Origin of the sequence: Asinibacterium sp. OR53, from assembly GCF_000515315.1 — a bacterium.
GTDB lineage: Bacteria > Bacteroidota > Bacteroidia > Chitinophagales > Chitinophagaceae > Sediminibacterium.
The window spans coordinates 1,900,834-1,926,327 of sequence record NZ_KI911562.1 but is presented as its reverse complement, the minus strand read 5'-3'; the positions used below and the strand labels follow the sequence as shown (position 1 = coordinate 1,926,327).

22 protein-coding genes and 1 pseudogene are annotated in these 25,494 nt (G+C 46.8%); 9 read left to right on the top strand and 14 right to left on the bottom strand.

Features of this window, described 5'->3' with window-relative positions; genetic code table 11:
* Window positions 1-32 precede the first annotated feature (32 nt).
* The gene (locus SEDOR53_RS0108590) at window positions 33-1,757 is read right to left on the bottom strand and encodes a GMC oxidoreductase (RefSeq protein WP_026769362.1); all 1,725 of its coding nucleotides are present in this window, start codon (window positions 1,755-1,757) and stop codon (window positions 33-35) included.
* 195 nt (window positions 1,758-1,952) lie between these two features.
* Here SEDOR53_RS0108590 and SEDOR53_RS0108585 point away from each other — a divergent pair, with 195 nt between their 5' ends.
* Entirely contained in the window at window positions 1,953-2,843 is an 891-nt protein-coding gene (locus tag SEDOR53_RS0108585; protein ID WP_026769361.1) for an AraC family transcriptional regulator, read from the top strand.
* A 10-nt stretch (window positions 2,844-2,853) separates the two neighbouring features.
* Here SEDOR53_RS0108585 and SEDOR53_RS0108580 read toward each other — a convergent pair whose 3' ends face one another.
* The gene (locus tag SEDOR53_RS0108580) at window positions 2,854-4,569 is read right to left on the bottom strand and encodes a GMC oxidoreductase (RefSeq protein WP_051416558.1); all 1,716 of its coding nucleotides are present in this window, start codon (window positions 4,567-4,569) and stop codon (window positions 2,854-2,856) included.
* A 99-nt stretch (window positions 4,570-4,668) separates the two neighbouring features.
* A pseudogene (gene pepT / locus SEDOR53_RS17505) lies at window positions 4,669-5,880 on the bottom strand (peptidase T); the annotation flags it as partial.
* 187 nt (window positions 5,881-6,067) lie between these two features.
* On the opposite strand from pepT, the gene SEDOR53_RS0108570 reads away from it, so the two are divergent.
* Window positions 6,068-6,616 (top strand): hypothetical protein, encoded by a 549-nt coding sequence (locus SEDOR53_RS0108570; RefSeq protein WP_026769359.1) that lies wholly within the window; start codon window positions 6,068-6,070, stop codon window positions 6,614-6,616.
* A gap of 65 nt (window positions 6,617-6,681) precedes the next feature.
* On the opposite strand, the gene SEDOR53_RS0108565 is transcribed toward SEDOR53_RS0108570, so the two are convergent.
* Window positions 6,682-7,137, bottom strand: coding sequence for a peptidylprolyl isomerase (locus SEDOR53_RS0108565; protein ID WP_026769358.1), 456 nt, complete (start codon window positions 7,135-7,137; stop codon window positions 6,682-6,684).
* Window positions 7,138-7,236: 99 nt separating this feature from the next.
* On the opposite strand from SEDOR53_RS0108565, the gene fmt reads away from it, so the two are divergent.
* Window positions 7,237-8,199 (top strand): methionyl-tRNA formyltransferase, encoded by a 963-nt coding sequence (gene fmt, locus SEDOR53_RS0108560; protein ID WP_232214744.1) that lies wholly within the window; start codon window positions 7,237-7,239, stop codon window positions 8,197-8,199.
* A 4-nt stretch (window positions 8,200-8,203) separates the two neighbouring features.
* Here fmt and SEDOR53_RS0108555 read toward each other — a convergent pair whose 3' ends face one another.
* The 9 genes from SEDOR53_RS0108555 to SEDOR53_RS0108515 all read right to left on the bottom strand — a co-directional run bounded on the left by SEDOR53_RS0108555 (window position 8,204) and on the right by SEDOR53_RS0108515 (window position 16,905).
* Window positions 8,204-9,217 (bottom strand): LysM peptidoglycan-binding domain-containing protein, encoded by a 1,014-nt coding sequence (locus SEDOR53_RS0108555; protein ID WP_198018855.1) that lies wholly within the window; start codon window positions 9,215-9,217, stop codon window positions 8,204-8,206.
* Window positions 9,218-9,246: 29 nt separating this feature from the next.
* A complete protein-coding gene (locus SEDOR53_RS0108550; protein ID WP_026769355.1) occupies window positions 9,247-10,608 on the bottom strand; it encodes a hypothetical protein in 1,362 nt (453 codons plus the stop codon).
* Window positions 10,609-10,646: 38 nt separating this feature from the next.
* Complete coding sequence (locus SEDOR53_RS0108545; RefSeq protein WP_026769354.1) at window positions 10,647-12,044, bottom strand: NAD(P)(+) transhydrogenase (Re/Si-specific) subunit beta; 1,398 nt, start codon at window positions 12,042-12,044, stop codon at window positions 10,647-10,649.
* Window positions 12,045-12,046: 2 nt separating this feature from the next.
* The gene (locus SEDOR53_RS0108540; RefSeq protein ID WP_026769353.1) at window positions 12,047-12,355 is read right to left on the bottom strand and encodes an NAD(P) transhydrogenase subunit alpha; all 309 of its coding nucleotides are present in this window, start codon (window positions 12,353-12,355) and stop codon (window positions 12,047-12,049) included.
* 9 nt (window positions 12,356-12,364) lie between these two features.
* Window positions 12,365-13,501 (bottom strand): Re/Si-specific NAD(P)(+) transhydrogenase subunit alpha, encoded by a 1,137-nt coding sequence (locus SEDOR53_RS0108535; protein WP_026769352.1) that lies wholly within the window; start codon window positions 13,499-13,501, stop codon window positions 12,365-12,367.
* 32 nt (window positions 13,502-13,533) lie between these two features.
* Entirely contained in the window at window positions 13,534-14,385 is an 852-nt protein-coding gene (locus SEDOR53_RS0108530; protein ID WP_232214743.1) for an O-methyltransferase, read from the bottom strand.
* Entirely contained in the window at window positions 14,345-14,839 is a 495-nt protein-coding gene (locus SEDOR53_RS0108525) for a dihydrofolate reductase (protein ID WP_026769350.1), read from the bottom strand. The genes SEDOR53_RS0108530 and SEDOR53_RS0108525 overlap by 41 nt, the downstream gene beginning before the upstream one ends.
* Window positions 14,840-14,855: 16 nt before the next feature.
* Window positions 14,856-15,650 (bottom strand): thymidylate synthase, encoded by a 795-nt coding sequence (locus SEDOR53_RS0108520; RefSeq protein ID WP_026769349.1) that lies wholly within the window; start codon window positions 15,648-15,650, stop codon window positions 14,856-14,858.
* Between the two features lie 67 nt (window positions 15,651-15,717).
* Window positions 15,718-16,905: a proline dehydrogenase family protein gene (locus SEDOR53_RS0108515; protein WP_157576743.1), complete on the bottom strand. Its 1,188-nt coding sequence runs from the start codon at window positions 16,903-16,905 to the stop codon at window positions 15,718-15,720.
* Between the two features lie 84 nt (window positions 16,906-16,989).
* Here SEDOR53_RS0108515 and SEDOR53_RS0108510 point away from each other — a divergent pair, with 84 nt between their 5' ends.
* From SEDOR53_RS0108510 to SEDOR53_RS0108490, 5 genes are all read left to right on the top strand, one after another.
* A complete protein-coding gene (locus SEDOR53_RS0108510; RefSeq protein WP_026769347.1) occupies window positions 16,990-18,087 on the top strand; it encodes a mandelate racemase/muconate lactonizing enzyme family protein in 1,098 nt (365 codons plus the stop codon).
* 44 nt (window positions 18,088-18,131) lie between these two features.
* Window positions 18,132-18,647: an acyl-CoA thioesterase gene (locus SEDOR53_RS0108505; RefSeq protein WP_026769346.1), complete on the top strand. Its 516-nt coding sequence runs from the start codon at window positions 18,132-18,134 to the stop codon at window positions 18,645-18,647.
* 67 nt (window positions 18,648-18,714) lie between these two features.
* Window positions 18,715-20,601: a bifunctional serine/threonine-protein kinase/formylglycine-generating enzyme family protein gene (locus tag SEDOR53_RS0108500; protein ID WP_026769345.1), complete on the top strand. Its 1,887-nt coding sequence runs from the start codon at window positions 18,715-18,717 to the stop codon at window positions 20,599-20,601.
* Window positions 20,602-20,616: 15 nt separating this feature from the next.
* Window positions 20,617-21,582, top strand: a complete 966-nt coding sequence (locus SEDOR53_RS0108495) for a PP2C family serine/threonine-protein phosphatase (RefSeq protein ID WP_026769344.1) — start codon at window positions 20,617-20,619, stop codon at window positions 21,580-21,582.
* 41 nt (window positions 21,583-21,623) lie between these two features.
* Window positions 21,624-22,277, top strand: coding sequence for an FHA domain-containing protein (locus SEDOR53_RS0108490; protein ID WP_026769343.1), 654 nt, complete (start codon window positions 21,624-21,626; stop codon window positions 22,275-22,277).
* Between the two features lie 1,129 nt (window positions 22,278-23,406).
* Here the strand turns inward: SEDOR53_RS0108490 and SEDOR53_RS19465 are convergent.
* Window positions 23,407-23,505, bottom strand: a complete 99-nt coding sequence (locus SEDOR53_RS19465; protein ID WP_369751316.1) for a hypothetical protein — start codon at window positions 23,503-23,505, stop codon at window positions 23,407-23,409.
* Window positions 23,506-23,971: 466 nt separating this feature from the next.
* Between SEDOR53_RS19465 and SEDOR53_RS0108480 the strand changes: the two genes are divergently transcribed.
* Window positions 23,972-25,492: an Hsp70 family protein gene (locus SEDOR53_RS0108480; RefSeq protein ID WP_026769341.1), complete on the top strand. Its 1,521-nt coding sequence runs from the start codon at window positions 23,972-23,974 to the stop codon at window positions 25,490-25,492.
* The last annotated feature ends 2 nt before the right edge of the window (window positions 25,493-25,494 follow it).

Genomic DNA, 25,494 nt, shown 5'->3' with positions numbered 1-25,494 from the left:
TTAAATGTGTAATTAATACACAGTTAAAATGACTACAAATACCCTTTCTTCAATTCCTCCACCGCATGATTGGCAGCCCTGGCTGTGATGGCCATAAAAGTCAGCGAGGGATTCTGTGTACTCACCGAAGTCATACAAGCACCGTCAGTAACAAATACATTTTTACAATGGTGCAGCTGATTCCAGCGATTGAGTAAAGAAGTCTTGGGGTCACGTCCCATGCGTACACCTCCCATTTCATGTATATCCAATCCGGGTGCCTGTTTACTGTCGTTCGGCCGGATATCCGATGCCCCTGCTTTTTGCAGCATCTCAGCACCCTGTTCCAGGAAATCTTTGAGTAGTTTCTCATCGTTCTCATCATACTTTACCGAAACAACGAGTTGCGGAATACCCCATTCATCTTTCTGGTCTTTACTCAAACGCAGGTGATTGGTCTCTTTGGGAATCGTTTCTCCCTGCATCATCATAAAAATATGCCAGTCGCCTGCCTCTGTGATAGCATCTTTATAATTGCCTCCAATACCTTCTGCTGCAACCCTGCCCCTACTTGCGCTGAAATGCACCATATAACCGCGGAGAAAATCCATTTCCTGCCGGCGCACATTCCTGAAGTTGGGCATCATGGCCGCCGTTGGCTTGCGGCCATAATAGTATTTGTCTTTCGGTCCGTCATAAGAAGCCGTCAGGGTTCCCCTGTAATTGTGAAAGGCAACATACTTACCCAATAAACCGCTATCGTTTCCTAATCCATTTGGAAAACGCCGCGAAACCGAATTCAATAAGATCAAATTCGTATTCAAACATGCAGCGTTCACAAAAATGATTTTCGCAAAAAATTCCGTTGTCTTCTTTGTAACTGCATCGATCACCTGCACACCCATAGCTTTACCTTGCTGCTCATCATAAATAATGGAATGCACAACCGAATCGGGTCGCAGGGTAAGGTTTCCCGTTTTTTGCGCCCAGGGAATAGTGGAGGAATTGGAGCTGAAATATCCTCCGAAAGGACACCCTCTTTCACACAAATTCCTGGCCTGGCACTGTCCCCTGCCTTGTTGCAGGTGGATCGCATTCGGTTTGGTAAGATGTGCACATCGCCCTTGTACCACATACCGGTCTTTATAATTCGCCATTATCTTTTGCTGCAGTTCTTTCTCCACACAATTCATTTCCCAGGGCGGAAGGAATTCACCATCCGGAAGGGTTTCCAACCCATCTTTATTACCACTGATACCGGCAAAAAGCTCTACATGGGAATACCATGGCGCCAGGTCTTCATAACGGATGGGCCAGTCCACCGCAAAACCATCCCTGGCAGGTCCTTCAAAATCAAAGCGGCTCCATCGCTGCGTTGCACGCGCCCATAATAAAGATTTACCACCTACCTGGTAACCACGTATCCAATCGAAAGGCGCTTCCTGGATATAAGGATGCTGGTGGTCTTTCACAAAGAAATGCTCACTGGCTTCGCTCAACGCATAACATTTGGTAAGCACCGGATTTTCCTTGATAAATGCATCCGGCATTTTGCCGCGGTGCGGAAAATCCCAGGGGTTCTTGGTGGCAGTAGGGTAATCTTTCAGGTGTACCACATCGCGTCCTCTTTCGAGCAATAAGGTTTTCAAGCCTTTTTCACAGAGCTCTTTGGCGGCCCATCCGCCACTGATACCCGAGCCAATCACAATGGCATCATACGTATGAGATGCAGCAGTAGTTGAATGAACGGCGGGAGCAACCGATGAAGTATCTGGCATAATCGTTACAGTATGAGGTTTAGAATATAAATTAAAGCTAAAATATTTTATTGTCAATATTACACTAACAAGCATTCATAAGCATTCCAGCTTATATAATGGTGCAGCATATCAAAAACAAGTTTTGTCTAAATAATTACCGATATTAGAACACGAGTTCGCCTTGAGTAAAACTATCGCGTAAACTTTTTTCTATTGGCTGCACAAAGAGAAATATTGCAGGAGTTCACACCGCTTGCTCAATCTGATTGCTTCCATGTTTTTTTCAATAAAAACAAAGGCGCTTTCGATTTGCCCATTCATTACCACAAAGAATTCGAACTGAACTTTATCACAAACGGCAAAGGAATCAGGCGTGTGGTAGGAGATCATGTAGAAGATGTTGCTGATCTTGAACTGGTGCTCATTGGTCCGGAGCTGCAACATGCCTGGTTTCAGCATAAATGCGAGAACACCGATATCACAGAAGTGACCATCCAGTTTCACCACGACCTTTTCGAAGAAAGTTTTCTGCAACGTAGCCAATTGGCTGCTATGCGTAATATGCTGGAGAAAGCACAAAGGGGTATTTTGTTTTCTTACGAAACAGCAAAATTACTCTCCTATCGCATCATGCGCCTGTATAAAAAAGATGGCTTCGAATCGGTACTTGAATTGATGTCCATCCTGCATGAGTTGTCTATTTCCCGGCATACACGTTTGCTTGCTAACACCACTTTCAGTAATACCGAACACCTTTCTTACAACAGCCGGCGTATAGAAAAAGTAATGGAATACATGAATGAACATTTTCAAAGACCCATTTCCCTGTCAGAAGTAGCTGCCCTGACCAATATGGCGGAATCTGCTTTCAGCCGCTTTTTCAAAGCCCGTACCGGCATGACTTTTATTGAACGCATGACAGATATACGCCTGGGTCATGCTTCGCGCATGCTCATCGACACCACACAATCTGTTGCAGAGATCGCTTACACCTGCGGGTTCAACAATATCTCTAATTTCAACCACACCTTTAAAAAGAAAAAAGGCTGTACCCCAAAAGAGTTTAAAGAAACCTACACATCTGAAGCCAGGATATTTTTCTGATCCTTGCTTTTTACAAGTTTCCCTTCTTTAATTCATCTACTGCATAGTTGGCTGCCCTGGCCGTTAATGCCATATAAGTGAGTGAAGGATTTTGGCAGGCTGAAGAAACCATACACGCGCCATCGGTAACAAATACATTCTGTGCATCCCACACCTGGTTATGGCCATTCAGTACCGATGTCTTCGGATCTCTTCCCATACGGGCTGTTCCCATTTCGTGAATACCATGTCCGATCGCATGCCCCTGATCCCAGGTATTCACCTGTTTCACGCCCGATGCTTCGAGCATGGCTTTCATTTCCGATACAATATCTTTCCGCATTTTCAATTCATTCTCCCTGAGTTCACAATCCATAGCCAGCACCGGTAACCCCCATTTGTCTTTCCGGTTCGCATCCAGCATGATCTTGTTTTCATGATAAGGCAGGATTTCACCAAACCCGGTAGCGCCAATACTCCAGCCTCCAGGCTCGGTGAGCGCTTCTTTAAATCCCGCACCTATCTCCAATTCTGCAACGTTCCTGCTCCATCCTGCCCTGCTGGCTCCTCCCTGGTAGCCAAAGCCACGCAGGTAATCTCTTTTGTCGCTGCCGATATTTACAAACCGGGGAATATAAAACCCATTGGCCCGTCTGCCGTAATAATATTTGTCCTCATAGCCTTCCACCTGTCCACTTGCGCCCAGGTTATAATGATGATCCATCACATTATGTCCCAATTCGCCACTACTGCTGCCCAGTCCGCCGGGCCATATATCCGTAGCGGTATTGAACAATACCCACGCAGAGTTCAACGCAGATGCATTGAGGAATACGATCTTCGCATGGTACACATAAGTTTTGTTGTTGACAGCATCCAGTACTTCCACGCCTTTCACTTTTTTACTGTCTTTATCGTACAGCAGCCGTGTTACAATAGCATCGGGACGCACCGTTAAATTACCCGTTTTCATAGCTGCAGGCAAAGTAGAAGATTGCGTGCTGAAATAGCCACCGAACGGACATCCCTCCCAACACCTGTTACGGAACTGGCACTGGGTCCTTCCCGGAATGGGCGCCGTTAAGTTGGCCACCCTGCCGATGATCAGGTGCCTGGCTCCCTTGTATTGTGTTTTGATACGGGCCGCTACATCTTTCTCCACACAGTTAAGATCCATTGGCGGAAGAAATTGCCCGTCGGGCAAGTGCGACAAGCCCTCCAGCGAACCACTGATGCCCGCAAATTTTTCTACATGATCGTACCAGGCTGCAATGTCTTTGTAACGAATGGGCCAGTCAACCCCAACGCCTTCTCTGGCATTGGCTTCAAAATCGAGATCGCTCCAACGATAGCTTTGCCTGCCCCATAAAACAGATCGTCCTCCCATCCGGTAACTACGCCACCAGGTGAAGGGTTTGATTTCTGTATACGGGCAATCTTCTTCATTTACCCAGCCATCCATTACGGCTTCGCTGGCTGCCCATCCCCTGTGTATAACCGGATATTTTTTTCTTTGCGCTGTAGTGGTCCGGCCCCTGTGTTCAAACTGCCAGGGATCTTTATTCGCAGTCGCATAATCTTTGATGTGCTCATATTGTTTTCCTCTTTCGAGCATCAGTACTTTCAACCCTTTTTCGGTCAATTCTTTTGCGGCCCATCCGCCGCTGATACCAGATCCTATTACAATGGCATCATACGTATTTTGTGCAGTTGCTTTGTTGTTGATGTGCAATGAATCGTTGGGCATAGCAATGATATTTTAGATAAGATTGTTGATGTTAAATGTATAATCAACACTTAAATCTAAGGCATTCTTTTGGTTTTACAGCAAGTCCACCTTTTTTTCTCAGGATCGTTCTTCCCATACCTGCACAAGCTGCGTCAACACATCAACCGCTTTTTCCATATCACGCACACCGATCCATTCGTGTTTGCTGTGAATGGCCTGCATGCCGGTGAAAATATTCGGACAGGGCAATCCCATAAAGCTCAGCCGGCTGCCATCTGTTCCGCCCCGGATGGGTTCTTTGATCATATCCACTCCCGCACGCCGGTAGGCTTCGGCTGCATATGCACTGATGTGCGGATGCAGGTCCAGTATTTCCTTCATGTTCCGGTACTGTTCCGTTACTTCAAATTCCATGGTAGCGCCAGGATATTGACTCACTATGTTTGTTGCCATTTGCTTCAACCTGTTTTCATATACTGCCAGTTTCGCGGTATCAAAATCACGTATAATGAATTCGATCGTTGCTTTCTCAGCAATTCCATTTATGCCAACAGGATGTACAAATCCTTCCCGTTTCTCCGTAACCTCAGGAGCCCATTCGTTCTTAGGTAACGCAGCGAGTATCTCTCCTGCGATCTTCAGCGCATTTACCAGTTTGTTCTTTGCATAACCCGGATGCGCAATGACACCTTGTATGGTAATATGTACACCATCTGCGCTGAAAGTTTCATCTTCAAAACTACCCAACTCACCGCCGTCCAATGTATAGGCAACGGATGCCCCCAATTTTGACATATCTAGTTTCGCCGTGCCCTGTCCAACTTCTTCATCGGGCGTGAACAACAATTTGATGGCACCATGTTTTATTTCAGGATGTGTAACCAGGTAATGCGCCAGGTCCATGATAATGGCTACGCCGCTTTTATCATCAGCACCCAGTAAAGTAGTGCCACTGGCCGTGATCACAGGCTGGCCAATATGTGTTTTAAGATAAGGATAGGTTGCAACACGGATTATCTGTTCCGGGTCATCGGGCAATGCAATATCCCTTCCATCATAAGATTCGTACAGGATCGGTTTTACACCTGTACCACTACAATCCGGCGCTGTATCTACGTGACTGCAGAAACAAATAACAGGCACTTGTTTCGTAGTAGTAGCAGGAATGGTGGCATATACATACCCATATTCGTCCGTCGTGGCATCTTCAATGCCCATGGCTTTCAATTCTGCTGCCAATATAGAAGACAGATCTTTTTGCTTATTGGTACTGGGGAAAGAATTGCTGTGCGGATCGCTTTGGGTATCTACCTGCACATATCGCAGGAATCGTTCTGTAACCGTCTATGAGTAACCAGTTGCCATGTGAGTTGTCAGTTGTTAGATATTAGTTGTTAGAAAAATTTCATTACTCGTACAAAATAAACAACATCTGACAACTATCAACTAACATCTAACAACTATTGCAAAAGCCAATCACATTGTTTATTTTGTTTGCATAACCAAACCCCTATATATGAAAAAAACCATCGTCGGCGCCCTCGTAGGTGCCATCATCATTTTTCTCTGGCAGTTCCTTTCCTGGACGGTAACCGGTTTGCACAGACAAGGTGCACAGTATACGCCGAAGCAGGACAGTATCCTGAGTTACCTCAGCACTCAATTCTCAGAAGATGGCGCTTATATGCTGCCTTCTTTCCCTGACGGAACTTCCATGGAAGACCAGAAAAAAATGGGTGAAGCGGCTACGGGTAAACCATGGGCACAGGTTTATTATCATAAGGCCATGAAGAGTGACATGGGTAGCAATATGGGAAGAGGATTTTTAGTAAACCTGGTGATGGTATGGCTGGCTTGCTGGATATTTTCCAAACTGAATGGTCCGTCGTTCGGAACCATCTTCCTTTCTTCTGTGTTTATCGGGTTGATCGTGTTCCTCAACTCGGCATATACGATGCATATCTGGTTCCAGACGAAAGATATCAATGCGTACCTGATCGATGCTTTGGTAGCTTGGGGCGTAACAGGTATCTGGCTGGGATGGTGGATGAAGAAAAAGAGCTGAGCGTTAGTTGAGCTATAAAAAAGCGTGAGGAGATGGATCAATAGATACTCCTCACGCTTTTTTTATCAGGGCATGATGATCAAAGGGCTTCCTCCTTCAATCGCTACTAATTCGAGATCGAAGACGAGATCTTCTCCCGCCAGCGGATGGTTGGCATCCAATACCACCACCTCATCTTTTATTTCAACAATACGTACCGGGATATGTTGTCCTGCACCATTGCTCATGTTCAATTGCATGCCCACTTCCGGTACCATATCGTCCGGAAAACGGTCTTTGGGAAAATCCATGATCATATCTTCCTGCTTGGGTCCGTATGCTTCTTCTACCGGAATATGAATGGTCTTTTTCTCTCCAATGGCCATTCCTGTAACACCATTGTCGAAACCAGGTATCACCATTCCGCCTCCCACTTCAAATTCAAGTGGCTCCCTTCCCGCTGAAGAATCAAATGTGGTACCATCGGTCAATTTACCGTGATAATGCACTTTTACTTTATCACCTTTTTTTACTTGTTGCATGTGTCTTGTATTGTCATTAAATTATGTGTAAAAGTACAATCCGGGCTGCATGTAGGGAGAACTATTTTGGTTTCATCAACTAACGGCTACTTTTGCAGCATGACAAATACCCTTTCGCTCCTCACCAGGAAGGACTTACGTATTGTATTCATGGGTACTCCGGAGTTCGCCGTGGCTTCATTGGATGCATTGCTCAACGCCGGATTTGCGGTGGTGGGTGTGGTGACTACTCCCGATAAACCTGCCGGAAGGGGTATGAAACCAACCACCAGCGCCGTAAAAAAATATGCGCTTGAAAAAGGATTGACGGTATTGCAACCCGAAAAGCTGAGAGACCCTGCTTTCCTGGCAGCGCTCAACGCTTTGCAGGCACATGTACAAATAGTAGTAGCGTTCCGGATGTTACCAGAGATCGTTTGGAATATGCCTCCTATAGGTACCATCAATGTACATGGTTCTTTGTTGCCGCAATACCGTGGCGCCGCTCCCATCAATTGGGCCATCATCAACGGAGAAACAATTACCGGTGTTACTACTTTCAAATTGCAGCATGCGATCGATACCGGCAATATATTGCTGCAAAAAAGTTTTCCTATCGGTGAAGATGAAACAGCGGGCGAAGTACACGATCGCATGAAAATCATCGGCGCTTCCTTGTTGGTAGAAACTTTGCAAAGTTTGCTGGACGGATCATTGGAAGAAAAAGATCAATCGGCATTCCCCGGACCGGATCAATTAAAGCATGCGCCCAAGCTGTTTACAGAAGATTGTCGCATTAACTGGACGGAGACAGCAACACAGATCCATAATCGCATACGCGGGCTCTCTCCTTTTCCCGGTGCACTGACTATGCTGGATGGAAAAATTTTGAAACTCTTCAAAAGTTCAAAAGAACAGATAACTCACCAGCATACACCAGGCGCGGTATTTACCGATGGTAAAACTTACCTGAAGTTTGCCTGTAAAGATGGCTTCATTCACTTGCTGGACCTTCAACTCGAAGGAAAGAAAAGAATGCCCATAATCGAATTCCTGCGCGGTTACCGGTTGCAGGCATCATAAACACTTATTCAAAATAAGTAACGGAAACCGTCGATTTACCATCCGTCATGTCGAGCGCCACAGCCGCAGCATTACTCATGCGCAGCAACAAGCCCGTTCCTCCTTTGGTTTCCACGAGTTTGTCGAGCACTTTGGCGCAAATACTTTTGTTGCTCGTAGAAGTGATGCGAACAATGGTTCCCGAAGGCACATCATTCATCAACACATAAAACTTACGGTCTGTCCACCCGCTGATGGTCTTAAAAATGCCCGCATCACCCGAATGGAATTGCTGCGTGGCTGTCTCCGGGTGATTGGCAAATTGGAGTGCGAAATATCCTTCATCACCCGGTTTGGGATCGTATTTGATATCTGCGTTGGCACTCACCTTTGGCTCTTCTTTTTTTGCCGGAACAGTAGCAGGCTGCTGTTGTTGCGGCGCTTCGTTTTTTACTTCAACCGATTCTTTTTTCGGTTCTGTAACCGGTGGTTGCTGGTTCTTCTTCGCAACCGGAGCAGGTGTGGTGGTATTAACAGATACAGGAGGTGCATCAACCGGTGCAGTTATAGCTGGGGCAGCCGCAGCTTCATTTCTTTTTCCTCCTTTGAGATAACCTACGATCAACAACTGTCCATCGCGAATAACATCTCTTTTCAAACCGTTCCAGTCACGCAGTAATTGTATGTTCACATTATTGAACGACTGGCTGATATGAAAAAGATTGTCTCCTTTGGCAACCGTGTGATACACCGGTTCGTTGAAACTGGCTGACTGCCCCTGCGCCAGGTTATTGCGCGTAAGGGGTATCTTCAGGATCGCTCCTTTTTTGAGCAGGGTAGCTACTTTGATGCCGTTGAATTTGGCCAACTGTACAGAAGTGGTTCCATATTGACTGGCAATGCCTGACAATACTTCTCCTCCGGCTACTTTATGTTTAACATAGAGCGCAGGCGCTTTCCCCTGGGCCACCAGCTTCTCCTGGGCCTGCGCGGTACTCACAACAAAAAAACAAACGATCAGCCAACCAAAATTTTTCATACGTTTCTGTGGATTGCAATGTTGCAAATCTAATCTTTTAATATTCTCCATGCTGCCGGGTAGTAATTATTGATGCGGTTCGGCAATATTTTCACCCATCCTAACGGTAAATGGTCATATCTTATTATGTTCCATCCATGTTTGGCATCTGTCCGGAACTCTTTCCGGCGGAGGTATTGTAAAGCCTCTTCCCTTGGTAAATCAATAGCCGGGAAATGATCGATGGGTAACAAACTTAATGCCAGTTCATGCGATGGAACGATATCACGCCCTTTGATACTGCCCAGTTCTGTTCCTGCTTTTTTAATATACAACTGACCGGCCAACAGTTTCAGATCCTGCCACCACGCCTCGGATATACAACGAACGGCATCTGCCTGCTTGAAAAAAACAATATCGGCCAGGTCCGGCATGAATGCCTGCAGCATTTGCATCTCTTGCCGGGATGGTTGGGGTAAAGGCGGCTCCTTTTGTTTCTTTCCTGCGCCAACGATATCTTTCTTTTGCCGGAATACACTTATAAAAAAACCTTCTCCTTTTATTTTATCGGGATAAAAACGATAGCCCTTTGCCTGATGCTGGGGAGAACTTGTTTCTACGATACCCCATACTGCCGGTAGTTGCATTTGCACAGATTCCATGCCCATTTCATCAACGAGCCAATCGGCAATCGCTTCATCTTCTTCCACCGAATAAGAACAGGTAGAATACAGGAGCAAACCATCCTGTTTGAGTGCAGGCAGCACATCGGCCAGTATCCTTTGTTGCCGCTGGCTACACAACTGTACATTGTCTTCACCCCATTCTGCTATAGCCGAAGGATCTTTCCGGAAAAGGCCGCTGCCACTGCAAGGCGCATCCACCATCATCACATCAAAATAAGCAGGCAGTGATTGAAAATGTACCGGGTCGTTATTCGTAACAACCACAGGCGTTGTTCCCCATTTGGTAATATTTTCCACCAGCACAGCCGCACGTGTTTTGATCACTTCATTGGCCACGAGCAATCCGTCTTTAAAATAAGTACTGAGCAATGTACTTTTACCTCCCGGCGCAGCACAAAGGTCCAGCACTTTTTTCCCGGCCGTTTTACCGCCAATCAACTGCTCCAATACACACCAAATGAACATGCTGCTGGCTTCCTGTACGTAATAAGCACCGGCATGAAAAGCTGGATCGAATGTGAATGAAGGGCGTTCCCCGAGGTACAGGCCTTGCGGACACCAGGGCACCTGCACTCCTTCGGGTAACGAAGCATTATTTTCCTTTTTGAAAGGATTCAGCCTGATAGAAGTCACCTGTTCACCGGCTGTATGCGCTGCTTCAAAAGCAACCCGGTCGAAGCCTCTTGCTTTTTCCAGCGAATCCAGGAATGACTGGGGAAGGGTCATCTACAAATGTAATGTGAAAATGGCGCAATGATAGAAAGTCAGGCATTCTTGATCTCGGCTACCAGTTTCTGCAAAGCCGCTTTGGCATCGCCAAACAACATCGAGGTTTTGGGTTGAAAGAAGAGTGCGTTTTCAATACCGGCATAACCGGGCTTCATGCTTCGTTTGTTCACGATAACCGTTTTGGCCTGCTCTACTTCCAATATGGGCATTCCGTAAATAGGAGACGCAGGATCTGATTTAGCGGCAGGATTGACTACATCATTGGCGCCTAATACCAACACTACATCGGCGGTTTTGAATTCGTCATTCGCCTGCTCCATTTCAAGCAGTTTATCATAACTCACATCGGCTTCCGCCAACAATACGTTCATGTGTCCGGGCATCCTTCCAGCTACCGGGTGAATGGCATATTTCACTTCCACTCCTTTTTCTTCCAGTAATTTTTCCAGTTCATGGCATACATGTTGCGCCTGTGCCACTGCAAGACCGTAACCAGGCACGATCATCACTTTATTGGCATAGCTCATGCATACAGCAGCATCTGACAGGGATATTTCTTTGTAGCTCCCTTGTTCTCCTTTGGTAGCTGCCGCAGCGGCACTGTTACCACCAAAAGAACCGATGAGCACATTGGTAAGACTGCGGTTCATGGCTTTGCACATGAGTATCGTAAGCAGGGTACCGGCAGCGCCTACCAATATACCTCCGGTAAGCATTACCTGGTTATTATACAGGAATCCGCCACAGGCAGCTGCCACACCGGTGAAAGAGTTCAATAAAGAGATCACTACCGGCATATCGGCTCCACCGATGGGTAGTACAAACATCACACCATATACCAATGCTGCAACAAAAATGATATAGAACAACCAATAATTATCGTTGCTCAGGTTGAAGAGCAGGTATGCTGCCGCAGCCAGCGTTAGCAACAGCAATATGATATTGCCTATCTGTTGTCCTTTGAAAGCAAAATCTTTGATGCGCCCGTTCAGCTTGCCCCAGGCAATGATGCTGCCGGCAAAAGATACCGATCCTATGATCAGTCCCAATAAAATAGTAAGCAAGGTTCCTTGTGCTGCATCACGACCAACGAGGTGACCATATTCATTAATGGAAATCAGTGCTGCGCAGGCGCCGCCCATTCCATTGAAAAGACTGACCATTTCGGGCATGGCCGTCATCTTCACTTTTTTTGCGGCTATCCATCCGATAATGCTGCCGATGAGCAATCCGCCGAATATCCATAGGTGATTGTGCAACCGTTCTCCATTTTCTTCATACAAGAAGATGGTGCCGATAATGGCCAGCGTCATGCCGGCCGCGGCTACCAGGTTGCCTTTCCTGGCCGTATCGGGATGCGATAACATCTTCAACCCCAGGATAAAAGTTACCGACCCTACCAGGTAAATGAATGAAAGCAGGCTCAATCCCATAGCTATTTTTTCTTCTTAAACATTTCAAGCATCCTGTCTGTAACCATAAAACCTCCCACCACATTCAACGTTCCTAAAATCACTGCCAGGAAACCTATGATCAATGCAATGTAATTATCGGGGTCAACCCTTCCCATCACAATGATGGCGCCGATGATCACCACGCCGTGTATGGCGTTGGCGCCGCTCATCAAAGGGGTGTGTAATACGCTCGGCACGCGTCCGATCACTTCAATACCCAGGAAAATAGATAAGATCACGATGTAGATGATCGCATGATTGTTGTGTACCCAATCGAAAAAACTTTCCATAAAACAATATTATGCGTATGATGAACCTACCAATTGTTCCACTCTTTCATGCACGATATTACCTCCGTGTGTGATGCAGCTTCCTTTTACAATATCATCATCAAAATTCAGTTGGAGTCCCGCATCGGCACCAGTAATCAGTTGTAAAAAGTTCAGTACGTTCTTTCCATAGAGTTTGCTTGCATCGAAGGGCATATCGGCTGCCAGGTTGCTGTTGCCAACAATGGTAACGCCGTTGCGTTGCACTGTTTCGTTGTTACGGGTAGCGAATACATTTCCCCCGGTGGAAGCAGCCAGGTCTATGATCACGCTGCCGGGTTTCATGGTATCCAGCATTGCTTCCGAGATCAGCAAGGGCGCTTTTTTCCCCGGTATCTGTGCTGTTGTGATGATAATATCGGACTTGGCAACCGAAGCAGCCAACCGCTCCTGTTGTTTCTGTTTATATTCTTCTGTCTGTTCTACTGCATAGCCCCCTGCTTTGGAAGCATCGGCCGCTCCATCCACTTCTATAAATTTGGCCCCAAGGCTCATCACTTCTTCTTTTACTGCGGGTCTGGTATCCGAAACTTCAACTACTGCTCCGAGTCTACGCGCTGTAGCAATGGCCTGCAATCCTGCCACACCGGCTCCCAATATCAATACCTTGGCCGGCGCGATGCTGCCCGCCGCCGTCATGAACATGGGAAAATAACGGGGAAACAAAGTGGCCGCCAGCAATACAGAGCGGTAGCCGGCAATATTCGCCTGGCTGCTCAACACATCCATGCTTTGTGCACGCGTGGTGCGGGGAATCATATCGAGGCTGAATGTAGTGAGCGAACGATGTGCCCATTCTTTCATCAACGCATGGTTAAACAGGGGTTGAAAAACACCAATGACAACAGCATGCGGTTTGATCAGTTCCAGGTCTGTGGTGCTTAACGGATGAATGGAAAGGAGTACATCGCTCTGTTGTAATAACTCTTTTCGCGATACTGTTGGAATATGTACGGCACGATACGCATCGTCGGAAGCGAAGGCAGCAGCGCCTGCATTAGACTCAACCATTACCTGCACTTTTTTTGCTGCCAATGCCTGTGCCTGTTCAGGTAAGAGAGAAACTCGCTTGTCGCCATGCTGCTCTTTCAGTATTCCAACAATCATGGATTCAAATTATGCTTTTTTTCGTTCAGATATCAAAAACGAATGCTAAAATGTTGCTTTTCCTTGTTCTCTTTCCTGAAAAAAACCAACCCGATGAAAAACAGGTCGATCGTCAGGTTGACCGCTTCGTGTTTGCAGATATCATTCCATGCCTGATCCATCTCTTTGCTCCAGTGTATATCGTCAAAAACCAGTATACTGTATTCATGTAAGGCCGGCAAGAGTTGGTGAAAATAACGCACCGTGGGTTCGTAACGGTGATTGCCGTCAATGAATACAAAATCAAGTCGCTTTTCACGGTCCAGCAAGCCGGGCAGGGTATCATCGAAATTACCTTCCAGCATTTCTACATTACTGATCTGCAATTTTTCAAAATTCTTTTTTGCGAGCGCAGCCACTTCTCCGGCTCCTTCCATTGTAATGATCCGTGCATTGTTGCCAGCAGCAGCAAGATAAGCAGTGGTAACGCCCAGGGAAGTACCCATTTCCAGCACAATGCGTGGCTGGTAAAAATCCACCATGCGAAACAGCAACTGGCTGAAGCGTGCGGGTTTGAGCGATGAATGCGCTATCTGTTTCACCAACCGGCTTTGTGTTTTTTCTACACGTGACCCTGCTCCCAGGTCTTTTACAGCAACCGTTCTGGTATCGGCCAGCAATAACTTGCGCAGGTTCTCTATCGGTTGATAGGCATAAAATTGCCGGTCGTCGTTCAGCACCTGGGTGATGAATTCAAATACAAAAGGCGAATGCACCCCATGCCCCTTTCCATTGGATGCTGTTGCATAATATTTCAGGTATTTGATGCCTAGCTGCAGGGGAGAATACATACAAACCGTTTTGTCATTTTCTTTTCCATAATTGAAAGCTGTAGGCGTATGCATGTTTGGCATCGGCTTCCATCCGTTCTTCGGATGCCAGCTCCCATTGTTGTTCGGCTATTACCGGGAAAAAAGTATCCCCCGCTATTTCAGTGTTTACCCTGGTAAGATAAATACGATCTGCCCTGTCCATCGCCTCACGATAAATTTCGCCGCCACCGATCACAAACAGCTCCTCATAATTTGCTTTGGCAGCCAACGCGATGGCTTCATCGAGGTCGTGTGCTACGGAAACGCCTGCTGCCGTCCAACCACTTTGTCTTGTGATCACAATATTCATCCTTCCTTTCAAAGCCTTGCCTGATAAGGACTCAAAGGTTTTCCTACCCATCACTACCGGCATCGCCCAGGTAGTGTCGCGAAAAAATTTCAGGTCATTGGGCAGGTGCCAGAGCAACCGGTTATCCCTACCGATTACATTGTTTGCTGCCGCTGCTACAACAAGAGAAATGATCATGCCATCTGTTTTAAATCTATACCGCTACCGGTGCCTTGATATGCGGATGGAACTGGTAGTTCTCCAATGTAAAATCTTCGTAACGGAAACCAAAAATGTCTTTCACCTCCGGGTTCAGTTTCATCACCGGCAATGGATAAGGTTTGCGGCTCAACTGAAGCTTAGCCTGTTCAATATGGTTGTTGTACAGGTGCACATCGCCGAAGCTGTGTACAAAATCTCCGTACTGCAACCCTGTTGCCTGCGCCATCATCATAGTAAGCAAAGCATATGATGCGATATTGAAAGGCACGCCCAGGAACACATCGGCGCTGCGCTGGTATAACTGGCAACTGAGTTTACCGTCGGCCACATAAAACTGGAACATATTATGACAAGGCATCAACGCCATTTTGGGCAGGTCGGCCACATTCCAGGCGCTGACGATCAGGCGCCGGCTATCGGGATTTTTTTTGATCTGCGCCACCACATCACTGATCTGGTCAATCGTTTGGCCATCGGTCCCTTCCCAACTGCGCCATTGCTTGCCATACACCGGCCCCAGGTTCCCCTCGGCATCTGCCCATTCATTCCAGATATTCACCCCGTGCTCATTCAGATAATGTATGTTGGTCTCCCCTTTCAGGAACCACAACAACTCATAAATAATGCTTTTGAGGTGCAGCTTCTTAGTGGTCACCAACGGAAACCCTTCCTGTAAGTTGAAGCGCATCTGGTAACCGAAACAACTGATCGTGCCGGTACCGGTGCGATCGGTCTTCGCATGACCATGATCCAATATATGTTGGAGTAATTGAAGGTATTGTTGCATGCCTGCAAAGTACGCCACTGTTGGTGATGATAAAAAGAATGATTTGAACAGCCTGGGGAGAACCCGTTTAAGCCTGTTTACGCCGCAGGAGTTCTTTTTTGATCAATCCCAGCTCACGGCCTGTTTGTCCGCTTACACTGCTGTTTTCCTGGGCCCGGCGCATAAGGTAGGGGATCACATCACGAATGGGACCAAAAGGCAGGTATTTGCTTACACGCAGTCCGTCTTTGGCGAGGTTGAACGTGATGTTATCACTCATGCCGTACAGTTGCGAAAAATGAACATGCGGATGCTGATGGGAAATGCCTTTTTCGTTCAGCAATTGCACTACATACAGACAACTGGCTTCATTGTGGGTGGCCACAATGATAGCAATCTCTTCCAGGTGTTCGATGCAATATTTTAACGCCAGGTTATAATCCCTGTCGGTACTGTCTTTGTCGGGTTGTATGGGTGAAGGATAACCTCTCTCTGCTGCACGCGCCCGTTCTTTTTCCATATAAGCACCCCGCACCAGTTTCATACCCAGCTTGAATCCTTTTTCTTTAGCGATCTGTTGGGAGATATTAAGAAAATGCAATCGGTCGTGGCGGTACAACTGCAGTGTATTGTAAACAATGACTTTATCCTTATTGAAGATTTCCATCATCTCCATGGTAAGCCGGTCAATCGGGTCCTGTATCCAGCTTTCTTCCGCATCTACCAGTACACCGATATTTTTTTCTGCAGCTACCTCACAGATGGCGTACATTCTCTCCCTTACCCTGTCCCACTCGTTGATCTCCGCTTCATGATCATGAATGCCGCTACGCAGGCGTGGCGCCTCATTCAGCGTTTGCAGGAGTTTGAAACGTGCCAGGCCGGTGATCTTAACGCTGATAAAGGGGATATTCTTTTGTGTAGCTGCATAATTGATCACCCGTATGAATTCATCGGTGGCATGATCGAAACTTGCTTCTCCATCTTTGCCTTCCACACCATAATCCAGGATCACATCCACGCCATATTTGCCCAATGTTTCACCTACAGTGGCCGTCTCTTCCAGGGTCTCTCCGCCCACAAACTGTTTGAAAATGGTCTTGCGTATGAGCCCATGCACCGGCAGGCCGGTTCTCATGATAAAAGGGGTAAGACGGGTACCCACTTGCACAAACCAGGGATAACCCATGGTATTGAATAAAAACCTGGCTCCTTTCAGGTCCTTATCGCTCTTGTATGCGAATGCATTTTCGGTATTATCAAAGGATATACTCATTTTCCAATTTGTCATTCGAGCACGAATATCGGATGCTTCCTGCTAAGTAAAAAAGCTTTTGGGAAAAAATCCGCAAATTCGCAGATGCTTATTACACGAACGGAAATTTACAAATACTCCATTCCCATGGTGCCCTTTACCATTGCAACCGGCACCATGCGTTCGGCACAGAACCTGTTCATCCGCATCCATACGAGCGAAGGGATAAGCGGTGTGGGCGAATGTTCCGCTTTTCCCATGATCGCCGGTGAAACACAGGCCACCTGCTTTGAAATGGCCAAAGATTTTGCAATGCTATGGAAAGATAAGTCGGCCCTTGCCATCAGTGACCGGATGCAGGAACTGGATCTTTTCACTGCCGGCAACTATACAGCTAAAAGTGCGTTCGACCTGGCCCTGCATGATATTGCTGCTAAAGCGTCCGGCGTGCCCCTGTACCGCTTCCTCGGGGGAAAACAAAAGTCCATCGAATCCGATCTTACCATCGGCATCGACACGCCCGAAAAAATGGCGGAACAGGCGCTTGCTTTCAAAGCCGAAGGCGTGAACATCATCAAGGTAAAGCTGGGCAAAGACCCCGCCACTGATATAGAAAGGATCAGGCAGATCCGGCAATCTATTGGCGGAGACATCCGGTTGCGCATCGATGCCAACCAGGGATGGAGTTATGAAGAAGCCCTTAACATCCTCACTGCCCTGTCCGGGTACGGTATTGAATTTTGCGAGCAGCCCATGCGCAAATGGAATGATGAATGGCTGCCGGAATTATGCCGCCGTTCACCCATTCCCATTATGGCCGACGAAAGCGTTTTCACTCATCACGATGCCGAGCGGCTCATACGCAATAAGGCCTGCCACTATATCAATATCAAATTCGCCAAAAGCGGCGGCATACAGGAAGCCAGGCAGATCAACCGGGTAGCTGAAAGCAATGGTATCAGCTGCATGTTAGGCGGTATGCTGGAAAGCCGGCTGGCCCTCACTGCCAAAGTGCATTTTGCCATGGCGCACGATAATATCCGGTTTTATGACCTCGATACATGCCTGCTGGGCCACCTGACCGACCCCGTTACCGGTGGCGTTAGCTATCAGGGTATGCAATTGCTGTTGCCTGAAACACCCGGCATCGGCGCTGATGTAGATGCCACCTACCTGGCAGGCCTCGAATCGGTAATCGTGTAAGGCTTAACTCCTAACTCTCTTATCTTTGCGGTCAAATCATTCCCATGGAAGTTAAAACGCCCTCAGAAAGTTTCACCGCTATGAACGAGTTGGTATTGCCCAACGATACCAATACTTTTGGAAACCTCATGGGGGGACGGCTGATGTACTGGATGGACATTGCCGCCGGAATAGCCGCAGGCAAACATTGCAATGCGCCCAGCATGACCGCTTCGGTTGACAACCTGAGCTTTAAAAACCCCATCAAACTGGGCAATGTAGTGCATATTGAAGCCAAAGTTTGCAGGGCTTTCAACACTTCCATGGAAATACACCTCAAAGTATGGGGAGAAGACCTCCTCCATCAGTATAAATACGAAAGCAATGAAGCATTCTTCACTTTCGTAGCCCTCGACCCCAATGGGAAGCCCCGCCAGGTATCTTCCCTGACCCCCGAAACAGATGAAGAAAAGCTGCTATACGATGGCGCTCTCCGAAGAAGACAAATCCGCCTGATCCTGGCCGGCAAAATGAAACCCAATGATGCCGTAGAATTGAAGGCTTTCCTTAATGCCAAATAATATGTAAGGGTTTTCCCCTATGGTATTCTAAGCGTAAAAGAGTATATTTAAATACTGCTTAGACCGCATGGAAATACTGAACAAATACGTCTATGATCCACAAATGGATCTGCTGGGGAAAGGTGGCTTTGCTACCGTTTACAAAGCGTATGACAAGATACTGGAAATGACGGTGGCTTTGAAGTTCTTCCATCCGCAGGAGCAGTCTAACAAGTACACCATCATCAACGAGATCAAAAAAGCCATCACTTTATCTCATCCCAACATCGTTAAATATTATGGCGTGGAAACCCTGGCCAGCCGCAATTTGCATGGCCAGGAAGAAGATGTGCAGATCGGTGTAATGGAATTTGTGCAGGAAGGTCAGCTCAAGACCTATATGAGCCAGCATCCACTCACCACCGAGCAACTCAAAAAATTGTTGATTGATGTATTGGAGGGATTGAAATACCTGCACAACGAGGGCATGATCCATCGCGACATTAAGCCGCAGAATATCCTGCTGGGACGGGATAAGCAGAACAGGCTGGTGGCCAAGATCGCCGACTTTGGTATCAGCAAGAATGCCGATTCCAGCCAGGCCAGCGCCTCCATACTCCTGGGTACTATTGAATACATGGCGCCCGAGCAATTCAACCCGGAAAAATATGGCATCAATAAAAAGATCAGTTATAATGTAGATATCTGGGCTTTTGGTGTTACTGCCTATTACCTGCTCACGGGCAATATGCTTTTTGGTTCCCGTTCAGGCGATACATCGGCCGCGCAAATGATATCTAAGATCGTCAATGCTGAAGGCATTGGTGATAGGTTGGATAAACTGGAAGAGCCTTTCAGGTCGGTACTGCGCAAATGCATTGTTTCCGATGCCAACAAACGGACCAGCAACATCGATGAACTGATCGGTCTTTTCAAAAACCAGCAGGATCAATCCACAGCGTTGCTGCATTTTGTTGGCACTTCTATTGATTCCAATGATGAAACGCTGGAAATTTCCATGCCGGTTGCCACTCATATTGCAAAAAGTAAAAAGCAGGCAGGCAAAAAAAAGACCGCCGAACATATCGTGCCGGATGAAAGCAATGGCGCAGTGACTACTGTGAAAACAAAGAAGCCGAAAGAACAGGAAACAGTACCTGTTAAAAAGAAAAAAACAGGGACCGTGTTGTTTTCAATAGTGATAGTACTCGCAATGGCGGGATTCGGATACTGGGCATACAGCAAATATTTTGCACCAGGCAATCTTATCAATAAATCCATAGCAGATACAAAACAGGAACAGGTATTGTCTGCACTGGCTTCGGCTATGAAATATATCCAGGGAGGCAGTTTTACCATGGGCACCAATGACCCCAAACGAAACCTCGATGGCCCGGAGCATTCTGTTACAGTAAAACCCTTCCTGCTCGATGCCTATGAGCTGACACAGGCTGAGTGGAAAACGATCATGAAAGACAACAGGTACACAGACAGCAGCCTGTCGCTCTTCCCGGCCGACAGTATTTCCTGGGAAGATGCGAAAGCTTTCATTGCGCAACTCAACAAACTGTTATCGGCAATGAAAGCACAAGGCAAAACATTCCCTTTCAAACAATTCCGCTTACCTGCCGATGTAGAATGGGAATTTGCAGCGTTGAATGCTGCTTCGGAAGAACAAACTGCATTGAATACTGTCAGTTGGAATGTTACAAATTCCAACAAAAAAGCGCACCAGGTGGGTACCCGGCAGGCGAATGCTTATGGCATCTACGATATGCTGGGCAATGTGTATGAGTGGTGTGAAGATTGGTATGGCCCGTACCTGCAACCATCGCCCATGCAGGGAAAAGTGTTGCGGGGCGGCGATTATGAGAATGATATCTTTTTTGTTCATGCCAAAGCACGCAATGCAGAAGTAATGAGCAAAAGAAATAAAAACATCGGGTTCAGGCTGGCAGCAGATCCCGCTGAATAAAAACAATTCCTAACAATGAACATCAGGGCATTCACATTGAATGAAATCGGTGGCAGAAAAAACCTGGAAGACGCCATTCTTCCTAAGCGTTACCTGCCACAGGATATCCCATTGTTCATTGTATGCGATGGTGTCGGAGGCAGCAGTTTTGGCGAAGTGGCTTCTGATATAGCCACCCGTTGTTATTATAACGTATTGGCCACAGCTGTGGTCGATTCTGAGCAGGCTTTCAAAAATAAACTCGATGAAGCGCTGGCCTCCTTTCAGCAGCAGGCACACGATTACATTCTTGTCCATCCTGCGGCTGCTACTACCAGTACCACGCTTGCTTTGTTGCTCTTCAGTCAGCACAATGCTTATATCGCCTGGTGTGGCGATAGCAAGATATACCAGCTTCGTAACGGCATCCCCGTTTATAAAAGCAAAGACCATTCACTGGTAGCCACACTGGTTGCACAAGGCGTGATCACAGAAAAAGAAGCCCTCGTGCATCCGCAGCGGAATGTTATCACCCGCAGCCTGAGTACACATACACATCCATCCGATATTACTTATACCGTGCTCAGCGATATCAGGGAAGATGATTGGTTCCTGCTTTGCACAGACGGACTGATGGAGCAATTCACAGAAGATCACTTTGCAACAATATTATTTCCTTATAACCCCGTTAGTAATTACAGCGAGGTCATAGATGCGCTTTGCCGCAACAACACAAAGGACAATTATTCTATGCACCTCCTGCACATAAACAGCCTGAAAAAAAAGGTTGCCGCAAAAAGCAGGTTATTTCCCGTTTTACTCCTGTTATTATTGATAGCAGGAGGCTGGTATGCATACCAGCGATCATCGGGCAACCAACATACACAGATTTCCTCCCCTATGAAGCCAGATACCAGTAAATCAATTATGATGATACACCCGCAGAAAAAGGAGGCGGTGCAACAAGATTCTGTTGCAGAACAACCTGGCAAGCCCCATTGATCCTGTAACAGGGAATCGTGTGGCCATTAAATACTGTGATTATGACAAGAAACGAAGTACTCGAATTTTTAGAGCTACCCGAGTCGGCTTCTGATGCCGATATCCGTGTGCGCCTGAACGATAAGCTCGCTTATTTTCAGCGCCTTTCTGAAAATGCACCGAATGAATTCCTGCGTCAGCTGCACATTGCCAATACCGAAAAAGTAAAGCAGATGAGGGCAGAGTTCATTGGGGCAAAAGGATCTGAAGCGAAACCAGCATCAACTGCCGCTAAAACAGAGATCGGTTGGCTGATCCGTCATACAGAGAATCAATCTGCCAAAACCTTTCCCCTGTATTATGGCAAGAATTACATTGGCAGGAATTCGCAGCCCGGCAGTCCTACCATTGTACTGGATGACGATCCTTATGTAAGCAGAACACATGCATTGCTTGAAGTAACCAATGTAGATCCTTTGCAGATTGTAATCAGCGATGATGCAACCGGCAATGGAGGCAAGCCCAGCAAAAACGGCACCTATATCAATGGCAACAGCCAAAGGATCGAACAGAAAGTAACGATCGGACATAACGATACCATACAGGTGGGCGTTACCAAACTGATCATCCGGTTGAATAATACCAGCATACATAAAATTGTGCAGGAGGTGGAAGAAAGCGAGTACATGAAAACGGTGGTGATCGATGTATTCTAAACAACAGGTATCATGAAAGAACTGCTTCATATCGCTGATGGTTTCAATGAATTACTGAAGGAATTACCTGTGTCCAGCTTCGCCGGTTTCCTGGAAGAGTCTGGCCGGAAAATCAGGCGCATTGCCGACAACACCATTTTTCATATCGACCTGTTCTGTTGCACCAATGCCACCGTAGCAGGCAAAAAAATCATGCAGGCACTTCAGGAAAATGAAGCTCCTTATAAACTCCTGATCAAAAACGAACTCAATTATACGGTGCGCGTTTTTGAAGACCCGATCCCCTCCATCGCATTCATCATCTGGGATGAAGCCATGCAGGAGTGTGATGCACTGGTCCGTTATTTCAAAAAAGAAAAAAATGATTACCGGGCTATGTTCCTGGTTGACCTGTTGGGTAACACCCGCAACATTCAAAACCTCATCGGTCAACAGGATCAATCGGTCAAGACTTTTTTCCTGCCGCCGGAAAAAGTGAATAGCGGACACCTTTCAACTATTCTCGCTGTTATTCCTCCGGCCTCACTTGAGCAGCTGCAAAAACTATCCTGTCTCAACAGCATAAAGCCAGCCTTCCTGTTTTTAGATGAGATACTGGCATCAGAAACCAGGGCCGCGCAAACCCGTAAGCTACTGGTTAGTCAGAATACCCATATCACACGGAAAGAAGAGGAAGCGCTCAACAACAGCGAGCTGACCATCAACCTCAGGCAACTCATCCGGAAAACCGCACAAGAACTGGAAAAAAGTTATACTGCCAAATACGAAGACCTCAACAAACCCAATACAGGCCGCTTTTCTATGGTGGCCGTTGAACAAAGCAATCGCCTCACAGAACTGGAACAAAAAACGGTAGCGGAGAAAAAAGAGAAGCTGGATGCATCTATCCCTAAAGATTTCCAGGAACAATTTATTGCTACTGTATCGGCCAATATCAGGACTGAACTAGGCAAAGACGAAGCTTTCATCAAAAGTTCTTTTGAAGATATGCTCACACAGGCGAACATACAGCTCAGGAGCAAGGGTATTAAACCGGTGAATCCTGAGGGGATTTATCCCCTCTTCCCCGATAAAGAACAGGCCATTCATTCTTTCTGCTACATGAATAAAGCCTATACCGGTGAGCTCGTTAAAAAAGGTACCATGGAATATTTGGTAGCGCTGAAAGATTATACAGGACTAACAGTGGTGATCGGCGGATTGCTGGCGCCGCTCTCGGTAATTGCAACAGCTGGCGACATGAGCCTGTTCAAGCACATGGCCATGTGGGTTAAAGTGAGTACAGGCCTGATATCCCTGGCGTTGATCGGTTATGGCATATCCGACTTACGCAAACGCATTCCCAAAAGGAGAGCAGAAGAATTTCAAAAAGAACTGAACAAAGCCAAAGAATTATTGCAACAAGAAGCAAAACGCATGTTCAGCGACAGCAGTCAGGACTGGACCTCGCATATTGCCCGGTGGCTGGTAGACACTAACCAGAACATCGGCCAGCAAATAGAGAAAAATATCCGGGAGGCACAGTTGCAAAAAGCCAACCGGATGCATGAAGAAAAAAAACAACAGGCGAAACAGCAAATGAGTGTGGACCTGCTACTGCGCAATGTGCAGGCAGCTACACAGGTTCGGGACAAACTTGTTGTTCAGTACAACAATATGGTAACAGCAATTGAAAAAGATCTAAAACTTTAGCCATGGTATTGGGCATTGACCTGGGAACCAGCAATACAGTAGCCGCCACCCTCAGCAGGGATGGAAGCCCTGTGCTGATACCCGACGCCAACAACAAAGACCAGCAGATCACACCTTCCATTGCCATCATTGAAGGGAACCGGGCTTATGCGGGTGGCTTTGCAGAAAGTCTTTACGAATCATTGCCGGATAAACAGATCATCTCCTATTTCAAAAGAAGTTTCGGAACGCAGGACCCGGTTTATTTCGACGATGACAACAATGCCTGGTTCAGTGAAACAGTAGCTTCGTTGATCATTCGAAAAGTGAAGAACGATGCGGAGCTGTACCTGCCCGATGGTTTCAAGCAGGCTGTGATCACGGTGCCTGCCCATTACAACGATGTGCAAAGGAAATCTGTCATTGAAGCCGCCAGGCTGGCCGAACTGGAGCTCAGCGCCATCGTGGAAGAGCCCGTGGCCGCAGCGCTGTTTTATGGGAGCAGTAATAAAAAAATAGACGAAGAGATCATACTCATTTATGATTTTGGCGGCGGCACATTCGACCTTACACTCATCACCAAATCGGGCACACAGCTGAATGTGATTGCCAAAGACGGTGTAAACAAATTAGGTGGAAAAGAGTTTGATGAGATCGTACAGGAAACCATCCGGGCCGACTATGAGAAAGCGTTTGGCGTGCCCTTCCCTTCCGATAAACTCACCAATAACCGCGTTCAGAAAATTGCGGAAAACATCAAAATAGAATTGAATGATGCGGCTACTCCTGCCAATATCAGTAAATGGATCATGATAGGCAGGGATGCTTTCGAATCTACTTTTTATTATGAAGGCTATGCTGCGAGAGCTACCCAACTCATTACCAAAACAGAACAGGCTGTCAACAGGTGTTTGCGTTCCCTCGGTATGCAATTTACCGATGTCAATAAGCTGGTATTGATAGGCGGCACATCCAGCAGCAAGCTGGTGTATAATTTCTGGAAGCAAAAGATCGCTCCGCACCAGGAACTCATTTATCACCAGCCTTTGAGCAGCGTGGCCAAAGGAGCAGCCCTTTATGCCGCTTCGTTCAGCAGTGGCAGCAGTTCGCTGGTAACACCCATTGAACTGAGAAGCGTTAGCACCTATAACATCGGCTTATTATTATCGAACAGCGACAGGCAACAAATCGATCTGTTGATCCACCGGAATATACCCCTGCCTGTTTCATCTAAAAAAGTGTACCGCATCAACCCCAGCAAAACCGATTTCGTTTTGATTGAATTATGTCAATTCTGGGATCCGCAGGAAGACCTGCACAAACTGGGCACTATCAAAGCAGGGCCTTTTGGACCGGTCTCAGAATTTCTGCTGGAAGTGAATGTGGAAAACAGGTTGAATGGTACCATTGGCATTAAACTGAAAAATGCAGAAAACGGCCGTGACATCAAATTCGAATTCATCCGCAAGGAATCGGGATACAAGTACGATTTCCTGCAACAAAAATCCTTGCTGGACAATATTTACCTGAACAATTATCTATAACC

What these genes read in the sequence shown, in the direction of transcription:
- SEDOR53_RS0108495 (WP_026769344.1), top strand. Translation starts at nt 20,617, where the DNA reads ATGAACATCAGGGCATTCACATTGAATGAAATCGGTGGCAGAAAAAAC.
- SEDOR53_RS0108530 (WP_232214743.1), bottom strand. Translation starts at nt 14,385, where the DNA reads ATGCATACGCCTACAGCTTTCAATTATGGAAAAGAAAATGACAAAACG.
- SEDOR53_RS0108545 (WP_026769354.1), bottom strand. Translation starts at nt 12,044, where the DNA reads ATGGGATTGAGCCTGCTTTCATTCATTTACCTGGTAGGGTCGGTAACT.
- SEDOR53_RS0108480 (WP_026769341.1), top strand. Translation starts at nt 23,972, where the DNA reads ATGGTATTGGGCATTGACCTGGGAACCAGCAATACAGTAGCCGCCACC.
- SEDOR53_RS0108510 (WP_026769347.1), top strand. Translation starts at nt 16,990, where the DNA reads ATGCTTATTACACGAACGGAAATTTACAAATACTCCATTCCCATGGTG.
- SEDOR53_RS0108555 (WP_198018855.1), bottom strand. Translation starts at nt 9,217, where the DNA reads ATGAAAAATTTTGGTTGGCTGATCGTTTGTTTTTTTGTTGTGAGTACC.
- SEDOR53_RS0108540 (WP_026769353.1), bottom strand. Translation starts at nt 12,355, where the DNA reads ATGGAAAGTTTTTTCGATTGGGTACACAACAATCATGCGATCATCTAC.
- fmt (WP_232214744.1), top strand. Translation starts at nt 7,237, where the DNA reads ATGACAAATACCCTTTCGCTCCTCACCAGGAAGGACTTACGTATTGTA.
- SEDOR53_RS0108580 (WP_051416558.1), bottom strand. Translation starts at nt 4,569, where the DNA reads ATGCCCAACGATTCATTGCACATCAACAACAAAGCAACTGCACAAAAT.
- SEDOR53_RS0108590 (WP_026769362.1), bottom strand. Translation starts at nt 1,757, where the DNA reads ATGCCAGATACTTCATCGGTTGCTCCCGCCGTTCATTCAACTACTGCT.
- SEDOR53_RS0108525 (WP_026769350.1), bottom strand. Translation starts at nt 14,839, where the DNA reads ATGATCATTTCTCTTGTTGTAGCAGCGGCAGCAAACAATGTAATCGGT.
- SEDOR53_RS0108570 (WP_026769359.1), top strand. Translation starts at nt 6,068, where the DNA reads ATGAAAAAAACCATCGTCGGCGCCCTCGTAGGTGCCATCATCATTTTT.
- SEDOR53_RS0108500 (WP_026769345.1), top strand. Translation starts at nt 18,715, where the DNA reads ATGGAAATACTGAACAAATACGTCTATGATCCACAAATGGATCTGCTG.
- SEDOR53_RS0108565 (WP_026769358.1), bottom strand. Translation starts at nt 7,137, where the DNA reads ATGCAACAAGTAAAAAAAGGTGATAAAGTAAAAGTGCATTATCACGGT.
- SEDOR53_RS0108535 (WP_026769352.1), bottom strand. Translation starts at nt 13,501, where the DNA reads ATGATTGTTGGAATACTGAAAGAGCAGCATGGCGACAAGCGAGTTTCT.
- SEDOR53_RS0108520 (WP_026769349.1), bottom strand. Translation starts at nt 15,650, where the DNA reads ATGCAACAATACCTTCAATTACTCCAACATATATTGGATCATGGTCAT.
- SEDOR53_RS0108515 (WP_157576743.1), bottom strand. Translation starts at nt 16,905, where the DNA reads ATGAGTATATCCTTTGATAATACCGAAAATGCATTCGCATACAAGAGC.
- SEDOR53_RS0108490 (WP_026769343.1), top strand. Translation starts at nt 21,624, where the DNA reads ATGACAAGAAACGAAGTACTCGAATTTTTAGAGCTACCCGAGTCGGCT.
- SEDOR53_RS0108550 (WP_026769355.1), bottom strand. Translation starts at nt 10,608, where the DNA reads ATGACCCTTCCCCAGTCATTCCTGGATTCGCTGGAAAAAGCAAGAGGC.
- SEDOR53_RS0108505 (WP_026769346.1), top strand. Translation starts at nt 18,132, where the DNA reads ATGGAAGTTAAAACGCCCTCAGAAAGTTTCACCGCTATGAACGAGTTG.